7 protein-coding genes are annotated in these 12,588 nt (G+C 65.9%); 3 read left to right on the plus strand and 4 right to left on the minus strand.

From position 1 onward, the window contains the following. Positions 1-525: 525 nt before the first annotated feature. From IPL79_00340 to nadB, 3 genes are all read right to left on the minus strand, one after another. Positions 526-3,315, minus strand: a complete 2,790-nt coding sequence (locus IPL79_00340) for a proprotein convertase P-domain-containing protein (GenBank protein MBK9069447.1) — start codon at positions 3,313-3,315, stop codon at positions 526-528. Positions 3,316-3,536: 221 nt separating this feature from the next. Next, positions 3,537-4,085, minus strand: a complete 549-nt coding sequence (locus tag IPL79_00345) for a hypothetical protein (GenBank protein ID MBK9069448.1) — start codon at positions 4,083-4,085, stop codon at positions 3,537-3,539. Between the two features lie 115 nt (positions 4,086-4,200). Then, entirely contained in the window at positions 4,201-5,847 is a 1,647-nt protein-coding gene (gene nadB / locus IPL79_00350; protein ID MBK9069449.1) for an L-aspartate oxidase, read from the minus strand. A 16-nt stretch (positions 5,848-5,863) separates the two neighbouring features. On the opposite strand from nadB, the gene IPL79_00355 reads away from it, so the two are divergent. Genes IPL79_00355 through IPL79_00365 form a run of 3 tightly spaced genes read left to right on the plus strand, consistent with a single transcriptional unit; the run spans position 5,864 to position 9,247 of the window. Further along, positions 5,864-6,577, plus strand: a complete 714-nt coding sequence (locus tag IPL79_00355; protein ID MBK9069450.1) for a lytic transglycosylase domain-containing protein — start codon at positions 5,864-5,866, stop codon at positions 6,575-6,577. 27 nt (positions 6,578-6,604) lie between these two features. Continuing rightward, positions 6,605-8,701, plus strand: coding sequence for a hypothetical protein (locus IPL79_00360; protein MBK9069451.1), 2,097 nt, complete (start codon positions 6,605-6,607; stop codon positions 8,699-8,701). An 18-nt stretch (positions 8,702-8,719) separates the two neighbouring features. Beyond that, positions 8,720-9,247 carry an FHA domain-containing protein gene (locus IPL79_00365; protein MBK9069452.1) on the plus strand — a complete coding sequence of 176 codons (528 nt, stop codon included), beginning with the start codon at positions 8,720-8,722 and terminating at the stop codon, positions 9,245-9,247. 7 nt (positions 9,248-9,254) lie between these two features. On the opposite strand, the gene IPL79_00370 is transcribed toward IPL79_00365, so the two are convergent. After that, positions 9,255-12,539 carry a serine/threonine protein kinase gene (locus IPL79_00370; protein ID MBK9069453.1) on the minus strand — a complete coding sequence of 1,095 codons (3,285 nt, stop codon included), beginning with the start codon at positions 12,537-12,539 and terminating at the stop codon, positions 9,255-9,257. Between the last annotated feature and the right edge of the window lie 49 nt (positions 12,540-12,588).

The raw sequence follows: 12,588 nt of genomic DNA on the forward strand, positions 1-12,588 counted from the left end.
TGCCGGCTAGCGCGAGCAAGTCAACGGCGGCGCCCGCTTAACATGGCGACATCTTGCTAGGCTGCTGCGAAAAAAGAAAGCCGCCGCGCAGAATTGCGCGACGGCCGTGCCGGCGCCGTCCGTCCGATTCACCGGCGCTTTGGATGTATTGCGACGAGCGTGCCAAGGCGGCGGCGGTCGGGTGCGCTGCCGGGAAATGCCAGCGGGGAGGGCCGCCTGCGACGGGATGTGACCACGTGGATACAGGTGCGTGGCGTGCGGGTGGGGCGGCGGCGCGACAGGTCGCGCATGCCATTGATCTGTAAACTTTGAGGCGCCGGGCGCGGCCGCCAGTAGCCAGCGCCCCGGCGCTCCATCGCCAACCAAGCGCAATGCAAAGATTGGGTCGCTCGCATAGTCGAAATCTGGTTGGTCAGCCAAACGTGCGCGGCTGCTAGGTGATCGGAAGCAGGTCTGAGAATTGTGGTCCAGCGTCCCCGGCCCTGGGTTAATAAATGACCCGGGCCGGGCGCCGCAGCGCAACAGCTACGGGGCGTCTTCAGCGGCAAACTCGACTTCGTACGCCTCGCGTTCGAGATCAAACCGTTGGTCTAGCACCGCGGCCCACGTGGCTTCGACCACGCAGGCGTAAAAGGCTGGCGACCCGCCGGAGTTGGCGTGAGCACGTACGTCGACGATTTCTGCAAACGTTGTGTCGATCACCAGCGTTACCTTATCGGCGGGGCCGCGAGCAACCTTGCGGCAGGCGGCGGTATCGATGAGCGCCCGAAGATCGGGCGCCTGCCGGCGGATGCCCCGCGCGCCATCACCGCCAGCGCCGAAACCCGCTGCACCAAAACCGCCGAGGCCGATGCCGGCATGTTCAAAGCCGTCGTACGAAGGTCGTGTGCCGGGTTCGATTGCCAGATATGAGGTCACGGGCGAAACGGCGCGGCCATACATGGCAACCTTGTATTGCTCTTCATCACTGAACTCGCCGTATTCGTCTTCGGAGAAGAGCCAACCCGCCGTGGCTATCGAGAAGCGCTGATTGACAGTGACGGTGCGTGTGAAGTCGTCGCTCCAAATTTTGCCGCGCAGCTGGACCCGTGTCGGCGCGGCGTTGCCGGCGATTCCCATCAATCGCAGGCCGGTGCCTTCCTTGAGCGAGTCCGGGATTTCTTCATTGTCGCCGTCCACCTCGGGCCAACCGACGACGCGAAAATTGTCGATTTGGGTGGGCCGGACCAAATGCAGGGCAACCGCCCCGAGTCGTTTTTCGCCAGAACCGCCTAGGCCGTCGAGGGTGACGGCAATGCCGCGATGGCGGGTGGCGAGTACGCCGCGTGGCAGCGTATCGTCGCGAACGAAGGTGACTTCGTCGGCGCTTTCGTCGAGTTTAACGGTGGCAACGTGGACGATGGCGCGCGGTGGCAAGCCTGCCAGCGCGGCGAGCGCATCGCGGTTGTGAAAGCCGGGCCGTAGCAAGTCGTCAGTCAGAAACACCAGCCGGGTCGGCGCCGTGTCACCGCGAAGGATCTCGGTCGCGAGCGTCGCCGCGGCATCAAGCGCGCTGCCGTTGCCGGGGGCAAAGCCACCGGCCGCGACCGCTTTGTCGAGCGCGATCGCCACGGTCGCCGCCGGCTGCCACTTGCCGAATACGCGGCTGGCGCGGCGTCGGTAGCTGACGATCTCAAACGAAGCGTCAGGCAGGTGCGAAGCGTAGGCCTTGATGAGCCGCAGTTGCGCCGCGATGCCTTTGGCTTGCTGCGAGTGCGAGGCGTCGACGGCAAACACCACGTGGGCGCCTTTGGGTGCGGGTAGCAATTCGGCCGCGGTGTCGAGCTCGAACCGAGCGATCTGTTTGTCAGCGATGACGTCGACGCGGCCGAGCCTGCCGGCGACGATGTCGATCGTTGGTGCGGCGATTTCGATGGTGGCGACGCCGCTGTCGTCAGGATTGTAGGGCGCGTCTTGGATGAACAGCGGCGTATCGGTGGCCGACGCCTGCGCCGCGGTATTGCCGGGCCCGAACCGCAACGACCACGCGCGCAGCACGCCGGCATCAGTCGGCACATGGTCAGAAACGATGAGCCGCCAGGTACCGGCCGCGGGCATTGGCTCTGGCAAGGAAATCACTTGTGACATGCGCAAATCGTTTTCGCGGCCGCCCCATGGCTGGTCGGCTTCGCCCACGACATCGAGCAGTTCGCCTGTCGGGGTCAGCAGCTGCAAGCGGATATCGCCGCGCCAGGTATGTTCGATGTCGACGACGAGGGTGACTTCGGTGGCGAGTTGCTGGGTTTGCCGGGTCGGCGCCACGCTTATTACGCTGGCCACGTATCCCGCGCTAGCCTCTAGTTCGTCGGCGTGTTCGCGCTGCCACGGCGGAACGTCTGGTATGGTCAAGATGAACGGGGTGTCGACGGAGAAACGATTGCCGTCGACGCGCAGCAATGTTGCCGCGTCGCCCCAACTCGGCTTGACGGTGATCACTGGGTTTGCGAGTTTGCTTACCCTCAGCGGGTCCGCCGGGAAATCCGTTTGCAACGCGTCGTTCGTGCCGGCGGTGCCGAGGCCGCCGAGGAGCTCGCCGGGCGCGATGCCTTCGCTCAGGTCCGCTACCATGGTCGCTCCGGTCGGGCTTGATAGCGCGCACCCGCCGCGAGCACACAACTGGGCGATGCGTTGCCGGGCTGCGGCGGAAAACAGCTTGGCGAACAGACTAGGCGCTGCGGATTCATTGGTTGCAGTCCCGGCGGCATCGGTCTCTTCGGCCTCTTCGTCGGCCTCTTCGTCGGTTTCTGTCGCGGCTTCCGTCCGGGGATAAAACACCACCATTCTGCCGTTTTGGTACCGGGTCGGCGCAGTCAACGTGTATTCGACGGTCGAGGTTTGTCCGGCCAGCACCGGAAAAATCTGCAAGCCGAGCTTGTCGGTCCACAGCCAATACAGCCATGCCGGATCTTTTGGTCGATGCGGGCCGAGACCCGTGAGTTCGCGATACAAAGCCTCGGCTTTTTCGGCGGCCATCAGTTCGCCGTCGTACCAGCGGTCATGGGCGCGAATCCGCAGCCCGGTTGCCGCGGCGCCGTAAGGCAAATCGATTTCTAGGTAGACCTGATCAGTCACCTTGCCTGCATTGGCGAAGGTCCGCCGCACCCTGTAGGTGGCGATGCCTCCGTCGACCGAAATCGCGACGTTGTGGGCGATCTCGCGTACCGGCTGGCTGCGGGTCGCGACCAAAGAATCGGCTGCACTGGGTTGGGCGCCGAGCACCAGGACAAGTGCCACGAAGATGCTGCTTGCGCCGATGCCTGTGGGGAGGAATTGCATGAACGTTGCGACACCGCCGGCGCAGCTTGGTTTCAACAATCGTCAGCGCTTGGGTCAGAAATGGCGCCAACGCGCGCACGCTCGCAGCAATTCCACCCCGCGCAACGCCAAGATCCGTGCAGTTGCGACCCGGTGCGGAGCTGCTGGATGGCTCCTTCGGTCTCGCCAAATTCCGGACCGTGGTTAACCGATTTCTAACGTAACATGTTTCAGCGTCGCGATTACCGCAGCGTGACGGCGAAGCCCAGCCCGATGTGAGGCGACAGGGCTTCGTCGTTTTCGGTGGCGTACCAAAGCACGCCCGCGTCGACGTAGGCGAGCAGGCCGACGTGGGAGGCGGCGGGGGCGATCAAGAGCTCGAGGCGCGCGGCGCCCACGACGCCTTCGAGGCGTGCATCGTCGGCGATAAGCGATTCCACGGCGCCGCGGGCATAGCCAAATTTTGCGCCGAGGCGCAACTGCCGCGTGCCGGCGAGGCCGCCCGTTAGCGACGAGGACGAGGTATGCCACTGCGTTAGCACGCCGGTGCGAGCCAGGAAGACCTCGGTCGATCGAGACAGGTCATTGATGCCAACTGACGCGCAGACGCCGATGCCGACGTCGTCATTGACGTAGTAGGTGAGGCACGGCGCCACGGGAAAATGCAACACCGACATTTCGCCGCCGACGGCGAGGCGGCGCGTGTCAGCCCGGGCGGCATCGGCCGAGCCGAGCAGCGACAGCGCGGTGAGCAAGCAAGCGGAGGCGAGAGGTATCGTTGCTTTTTGCATGCAAAATGTTTCGCATGCACGCACGCCTTTTGTCGAACGTACAACGACAAGAACAGGGTTGCGCGTGAGGTTGGGCACAACCTTGCCCGAAATTGCCAGACCAACGTGCCCAGCATCACGCCGTCGGGCCGTTGGTGAGCTGCAGCTCGGTGTGCATGGGCTCGGAGAATTTTGTCGGGTAGTCGAGGCTATAGTGAAGGCCGCGCGACTCCTTGCGGCGGCGCGCGCTCTCGATGATGAGGTGCGCGACGAGCGCGAGGTTGCGCAATTCGACCAGATCGCTGGTGATCTTGAAGTCCCAATAGTACTCGCGGATTTCTTCGCGCAAGACCTCGATGCGGCGGCGCGCGCGCTCGAGGCGCTTGTCGCTGCGCACGATGCTGACGTAGCTCCACATGAAGCGGCGGATCTCGTCCCAGTTGAGTGACACCACGATGGCGTCTTGCGAATCGGTGGCGTCGCCGGAGCTCCACGGCGCGATGTTGCTTGGCCGCACCGGCGTGACGAGCTTGGCGGCGGCAGCGGCGCGAGTGGAAAACACCATGCCCTCAAGCAGCGAGTTGGACGCAAGGCGGCACGCGCCGTGCAACCCCGTGCTCGCGGTCTCGCCGACGGCAAACAAGTTTCTAACGCTGGTTTGGCCAAATTCGTCGGTCTTGACGCCGCCGCACATATAGTGCGCCGCGGGCACGACGGGGATGGGCTGCTTGGTCATGTCGATGCCGAGTGCCAGGCAGCGTTCATAAATGTTGGGAAAGCGCTCGCGGACAAAGTCGGCGGGCAGATGCGTCATGTCCAGACCCACCGCGTCGGCGCCGGTTTTCTTGAGCTCGTTGTCAATGGCGCGCGCGACGACATCGCGCGGCCCGAGCGATTTGAGCGGATGATAGTTTTCCATGAAGGTCGCGCCGACCTCGCCTGGCGTGCGCGGTAGGTGGCGCAAGATGCCGCCTTCACCGCGCAAGGCTTCCGAGATGAGGAAGCTCTTGGCGTGGGGATGAAAGAGCACGGTGGGGTGAAACTGCACGAACTCGAGATCGCTGACGACGGCGCCGATGCGATAGGCCATGGCTATGCCGTCGCCGGTCGCGACGTCGGGGTTAGAGGTATAGACGAAGACCTTGCCGGCGCCGCCGGTGGCGAGCACGGTGGCGCCGGCGACGACGGTCTTGACCTCGCCGCTGTGGCTGTCGAGAATGTACGCGCCAAAGCACGCCGCGTCGCCGCCGTACTTGGCCATCGAGAGCAAGTCGACCGCGATGTGATCGTGGATGATCGTGATGTTGGGATGTGCCGCGGCCGCGGCGAGCATGGCGCGTTGGATTTCGCGGCCGGTGATGTCTTGGTAGTGCACGACGCGGCGCTCGGAGTGGCCGCCCTCGCGCGTAAGATCGAGCTCGCCATCGGTGCCGCGCGCGAGATTGACGCCGAGTTCGAGCAGGCGGCGCACCTGCGCCGGGCCCTCGCGCACCACCATCTCGACGATGGCGCGGTCGCATAGGCCGTCGCCGACGGTGAGCGTGTCCTCGATGTGCTTATCGAAGGAGTCGGTCTCGGCGAGCACCGCGGCTACGCCGCCTTGCGCCCAATTGGTCGCGGTATCGTCGAGTGCCTTTTTGGCAACGACGAGCACCTTGCCGTGCGGTGCGGCCTGCAGCGCGAAGTTGAGGCCCGCAATGCCCGAGCCGAGCACTAAGTAGTCGGTTTCTAGGTAGGCCGTCTGCGCGCGGGTGGTGTGGGAATTGTCGCGGCTGGTGCTCATATGGCTCGCATCGAGGATGCCGCCTTGTTACCATATTTTTATGAGATGGCTGGGGATGGCTGCGGCGGCGTTGGGGCTGGCGCTAGCCTTTGGCGGCGGCGCGGGCGGTGGCGTGACGAGCGCGGCGGCGGACATTTACTCCCACACCGACGCCGACGGCGAGCTCTACTTTACCAATATTGCGCCGCGCGGTGCCGAGCGGAAAAAGTGGAAAAAGGTGCTCGTCTCCGAACCGGAGGCGGGCTCGAAGGCCTCCGCCAAGCGCGGGGCGTGTGTCGGGTGTGATCGGGTGCCGGCGCGCGATATGTCGGCCGAGCGGTTTACGCGTTACGACGTCTATATCTATGAAGCCGCTGCGCTGTATCAGCTGCCACCTGCGCTCATTCGTGCGGTGATGCATACCGAGAGCAACTACGATCCCAATGTTGTCTCCGGCGCCGGCGCGCAAGGGCTGATGCAGCTCATGCCCGGCACCGCGACCGAGCAAGGGGTGCAAAATGCGTTTGACCCGCGTGAAAATATTTTAGGCGGTGCACGCTACCTGCGGCTGATGGCGAATCGCTTCAGCGGCGACTTGGCGTTAACCGCGGCGGCGTACAACGCGGGCCCGGGCGCGGTGGCGAAATATAATAATAGCGTGCCGCCGTATCGCGAGACCATGGCCTACGTGGCGCGGGTGCAGGAGCGGTACGCGATGTACCTAGCGCAAGAACAAGCCGGCAAGAAGTAGCCGCGCTTCGCGTGATATGGTGTCGCCGTGACGTTGTCAGCGGCGGCCACGCCGGAGCAGAAGCCACGAGGTTGGGCGCGAGGCTGGGTGCTCGCCGCGTTGGTCGCGTTGGTCGTGCTGGCGATGTTTTGGCCGCTGTGGTCGCCGTGGCCGTCGGCGCGGCATGCGCTGCGGTGGGATGCGCTGTGGGAGTATTGGGGCGATTTGCAGCTTCAAGTGCGCGCGTCGCGCGAGGGCGAATGGCCACTGTGGCAGGGCAACGAGCGCCTAGGTTACCCGTTTTATGCCGATCCGCAGGCCGGCACGTTGTATCCCGGGCAATGGTTGCTCGTGGGCGCGGCGCACGCGCTAGGCGAGGTGCCGTATTGGCTGATCGTCGTTAAAAATTTGTTTCACATTTGGTTGCTTGGGTTTGGCATGGCGATGTGGTTGCGCGGGCAGCGGCTGGTGCCAGCGGCGTGCGTGCTCGGCGCGGTGGCGGTGATGACGAGCTACACGGTTGTGGTCAATGCGCCGTCGGCGCTGAACTGGAGCTTTGCGTATGCGCCGTGGGTGCTGCTCGCCTGTGAGCATGTGCTGGCGCGGCCAAGCGCCCGGTCGGCGGGGTGGCTGGGCGTGGTGATGGCGCTGATGATCTTGGCGGGGGCGTTGGCGTCGGTGTGGTACGTCGCGCTGCTGGCGACGCCGTATTTGCTTTGGCGAAGCTGGGGCGAGGTTGCGCGGCGAGGGTGGCCGTATGCGCGCGAGGTTGCAGGCGCCGTGGCGGCGGCGCTGGTGCTCGCGGCCGTGCTGTGTGGCACGCAGGTGTGGGCGACATGGGACGTGCTGCCGCAAACCGAGCGCGCGATTCGCGGCGCAGATTTCTATGGCCAATCTGGGTGGGCGCCGCAGGCGTTGGCGAATCTTTGGTCGCCGCTGGCCGCGGGCATTCCCGTCTATGTTGGGTGGGGGCTGCTGCTGTTAGCTCTCGCGGCGCTGTGGCGTGGGGCGGGCGCAGGACGCTTGATTTGGGGCGGCGTATGGCTTTTTGGCGTGGTGTGCGCGCTGGGCGAGGGCACGCCGATGCTGCAGTGGCTCGCGGCGGTGCTGCCGCCGATTGAGTTGTTTCGCATGGCACACCGCTATCTGTATGTAGCGAGCTTCGCGCTGGCAGTGCTAGCGGCGTTTGGCCTGCATGCGGCGGTGTTGTTGATGCGTGCGCATCGCGATGAGCGGTGGCGGCGATGCGCCCCGGCGATGGCGGTTGTGGTGTTGGTGGTGGCAAGCGCCGAGCAATTTGCGGCTCGACAGGCGGCGATGTGGTCGACGATGGCGCCGCTGCCGGTGCACACGCGTGATGCGGAAGCCGGCGCGATGTTGGCAGAGGTCGCGACGTCTGGGTCGCGTTGGTACGATCGCGGTTGGCTCGGCTACCGGCCGGGCGCGCGGCTCGGCGTGCGCGACGTGGGCGGCTATGAAGACGACCCGCTGGCGTTGTTGCGATATGCGCTGGTGCGCAACGAGCTGCGGCGCGATCCAAATTTGTGCGGTCGGGTTGGCGTGTCGTATTTGGGAATCGGCGACGAGACGCGGCGGGCGTGGCCCAAGATGCCATCGCGTCAGGTGGCTACGGAGGTGTTGCCCGGTTTATTTGCCTTTGTCGACGTTGCACCCGACGCGTGGTGGGCGAGCGGGGCGGAGGTGGTGCCGGACGCGAAGACGGCATTGGCACGTACGCTGAAGGCCGACGGCGCGCAGGCCTTTGTTGAGGCGGCACACGCGGGTAGGCTCGGCGACGTCGCGCGCGCCATGGCAGCGCCGCGAGCGTTTGCCGAGGTGCAGGCGCAGGTGCGATCGCGCCGCGATGACGCGATTGACTATGCGGTGAGCGCGCCGGCGCCAGGCCTGCTCGTGATGAACGAGATGTTTGTCGAGCGCGGTTGGCGGGCGACGGTGAATGGGGCGCCCGCAGCCATTGCGGCTATCAATGGCTATGCTCGCGGCGTCGCCGTGCCGGCGGGGGACGTGGTGGTTTCGCTGCGCTTTGATGTGCCGTGGTATCGCTACGGCGCGGGCGTGGCGGTTGTGGCGTGGCTAGCCTTGCTTGGGGCGATGCTGGCTGCGTGGGTTGGCAGGCGTCGCTAATTGCGGCAAGCTGGGCGTGTGACGGAAAAGCTTGCGAGCAGCGGCACCGCCAGTCTGGCGCGGCAACTCGCGCAGGAGCTCATGGCTGAGCCTGCATCGGTGGCGCCGGTGTTGCGCGTGGTGCGCGGCTCCGCGGCAGCGCCATGCGTGATGCCGCCAGCGCCGTGCACAGTGCACATTGGGCGGAGCGAGGCCGCGACGTGGCGACTCGACGACGCCTCGGTATCGCGCGAGCAGTGCATCATCGAGCGCAATGAGCAGGGATGTTTTATCAGCGATGCGTCGCGCCGCGGCACCCAGGTGGGCGGCGTCGTCATTACCGATCGCGTCGGGCCCTTGGTCTCGGGCCAGACGATTTCATTTGGCACCGTGGTGCTCGTTTATGAAGAAGCGGCGTCGTCGTCGCAGGCCGCCGCGCTCGCCGCGGGTAGCGCCACGGTGGTGCCGCAGCACAAGGCGGCCTCGGTAGCGCCCCGCACGCCTATCTGGTGGTGGCTCTCCTTGGTGCTAACCCTCGCCGCGCTGGCTTGGGTGCTGCTGAGCTAGCGATCGGTCACAACGGCCACTTGCTGGCGGCGAAGAGGGCGTGGTGATCGAGCAGCGCTTGCTTGAGCACGGTGATGGGCGGTCGCCCGGCGGGGTCGCGCGATAGCGAGGCCGCGAGCACGTCGGCGAGGTGCGGCGCACCCAGCTTGGTAGCAAAGCGCCAATAGGCGTCTTTTGCCGGCGTACCGGCGAGGTGCTTGCCGAGGACGCCTTGCAGCGTGGAGCCCACGACCAACGGCTGGCCGGTACACAATTCGTAGGCGAGGCAGGCAAACGCATAGACATCGGTTGGCAGCGGCGACGTGCGCGCACCCGGCGTGCCCCACACCTCCGGCGCACCATAGTGCGGGCTGCCGCAGCCGCGCCGCAACTGGCGCCCGGCGAGACCGAAGTCGACGAGCACGGCGCGCGCGCGCGGCGTGCCGAAATGGCGAATGACGACGTTGGCGGGCTTGAGATCGAGATGCGCGAGGTTGACGTCGTGCATGGCGAGCAGCCCCGCGGCGATGTCGTCAGCGATCGACAAGGCCGTGGTGATGTCCATGCGTTGGCTATCGAGCAGTTGTTCGAGCGTTGGGCCCCGCACGTATTCCATGACCAAGATCGGCTTGGGCTTGGCGGTGGCATCAAAGCTGATGAAGCGCGCGAGGTTGACGTGATTGGGCAGCGCGAGCAAGGCGCCGGCCTCTTCGCGAAACAGGCGTTCGAACTCGTGTTGCGTGAGGTTACGCGCCACGCCGCTATCGAAATCCGGCACCTTCACCGCGACCGTATCGTCGGGATTGTCCGTGTTGCGCTTGCCGCGGCGACGCGCGACAAACACCGAGCCGCTGTTGCCCGATCCCAGCGCGCGCTCAACGAGAAAGCCGCCGACAATGCGCGACAGCGGCATCCAATCGGGCAGCTCGACGCTCTCGCTGGCATCGATGGCGCGCATCCAGCGATCTTTGCCGCCGGCGGGCATGTTTGCCGCGGCGGTCGCGGCGATGAGATCGCCGACGGGGAGGGCCGCGTAGGTGACGAGCGCCGCATAGGCGAGGTTGCCAAACGCCGGCAAGAGGCCCTCGCGCAGCGCGCCGCCCGCATCGGCCACGGCATCGCTAAATTCGCCATTTTGATGCGCCGCCGGCCGCGTTGCGGTGATGGCGACGTCGCCGATGGTAGTCCCAAGCGCGCCAAGCTCCGGCAGCCCCAGCCGCCTCGCGCTGCCAGAGGCCAAGGCGGCGAGTTCGCGGCTGGCGGCGGCAAGCAGATGAATGAACGGGTTGGCCACCGCAATCGTGGAGCTGCGTGTGAGGCCCGCAATGGCCTCGACAAAACGCACGCAGGCCAGGCGCAACGCATCGGCCCGTGCCGAGACGGCGATCGGCAATTCCTCGACCAGCACCCGCGCGGCCTCGACGGCCGCCTCAAGGGCCGCCACATCACGAGGTCCGGAGATCGCCCAACTTGCCTTGGTAAGCGCGGCGTAGTTGGCGAGCAAACGAGCCGCATGCGGATAACGGGTGGCTTGGCATAAAGCAGTGACGTCGTAGTGTGGATCGAACAGCGTCGCGGTCGCAAAGAGCAATTCGGTAACGTCGAGCGCCTGGTCGCGCAGCAGCGCATCCCACGCGCGCATCATCGCGGCCGAGACCAAGCGTTGCAGCGAGGACTGCTCTTGCGCCGCACGCCGCGCCAGCGCGATGACCGTGGCAATGCGCCGCGCCCGACCGGCGGCATTGTCGATGTCGAGCGCGTCTCGATCAATGAGTCGCAGCAGCGCGCGCAACCGCCACATCCGCAGCGTCTCATGCGGCACCGGATGCGCCATGACGGGTTCGTGTTCGGCGGCCATCAAGATGTGTTCGAATTCGACCAAAATATCTTCCAGCTCCTTGCCCAGTCGCTGGCTTGAGGCCGTGGTGAGGGCGAGCAGGGCGTGGATCATGCTGTCGGTGAGCAACTCGCGGTCGATATCCACGAGCAAGAGCAGTTCATCGTGGGGCGACAGGTCAGCCGCTTGCAAGCGGGTGAGCATGACGCGCATCTCGCCGAGGGCCAACGTGGTCATCTTGACCGCGAGCTCGGCATCGCCGTTGCGCATGCCATCGCGCGCTGCGGCGAGCAGGGTGCAGAGCGTGCTCGGCGCCACGGTGAGGTCGAGCTGCAGCGCGGTGTCATCGAGCAAGGTTTGCTCAGAAGGGTCGCGACCCTGCCAGGCGTGTTGTTCAATGTTGGCAATCGCATTGCTCGTGGCGCGCGGCGCGACGTCGCCTAGGGCGCGGCGTAGCTCCGCCAGCCCAAGCGCGGCGTCGAGGCCACCGCGCAACACGATGTGACAAGCAAGGTCGTCCGAGAGATCCGGGAAGGTGAGGAGCGCGCCCTCGAGCCCCATCAAAAAGGCGCGGCTCACCCCGGCATCTTGATGACAAATGCGATCGATGGCGGCGACGAGGCGCGGCTTGGCGGCGTGGCCCTGCCGCTCGAGCATGGACGCGAGCGAGGTGGCGCCGTGGCGCCAGGCCGAGGTGTTGCCGCCATCGAGCTCGTTTTGGATCGAGGTGGCGAGCTGGGTGTCGTGCAGGGCCAAGAGGCCGCGCGCGATGGCGGCGTGTCGCCACACTAACGGCTCGCGATCGAGGAGCAGCCGCGCCATGACGTCACTTACCTGGGCGCCGGTGAGCACCGCCATCGGGCCGTTGTCGGTGCCGGTAAGGTAGGTGGCATGGCGCGCCGCCAACTCGAGCATGCGCGCGGCGACGCGGCGCGAGGTGAGCGAGCCCATGGAGCGGTCGACCAGCCACGCCTCACGGAGCTCGCTGCGGGCGATCATGGTCAGCGCAAGGCGCGCGAGCACGCGGGTGTGCGCGGCCTGCAGCGGGCAATGGATAAACTCGGCGCCCAGTCGCAACCGCACCGACGGCTCCGAGAAGGCATCGCGCGCGCCGAGCGCCAAGCGGTCGGCCAACTGGACGAAGGTCTGCGCGTCGCATTGACGGAATTTTTCGAGGACCATGCGGCCAAGGTCGCGGCGTTCGGTGCCAGGTGGCAGCACCGAGGCAAGGTGATAGAGCGCGAGATAGGCCGGCGCCGATGGCAGCCAATCGAGGTCGCGAATTTGGCCCGTCGCCAGCGCGACGCGGATCCCCTGCATGATGTGTAGCGGATCGAGGCGTTCAAGCGCCGAGGGCGCGACCTCGCTGGACGAAAGCGTCGAGATGGCGTGGCGCCAAATGCGCGTCCGCTCGTCGGGGTCGACCTGTTCGCCGAGACGGCATAAGGCTTCTAGCGAGCCATGCTCGTCGCGCATGCCGTAGTGTACGGCGCCGCCGGCCGCTTGTCGTTGGCCGCCGGGAAAA

Source organism: Myxococcales bacterium (assembly GCA_016716835.1).
Taxonomy (GTDB): domain Bacteria; phylum Myxococcota_A; class Polyangia; order Haliangiales; family Haliangiaceae; genus JADJUW01.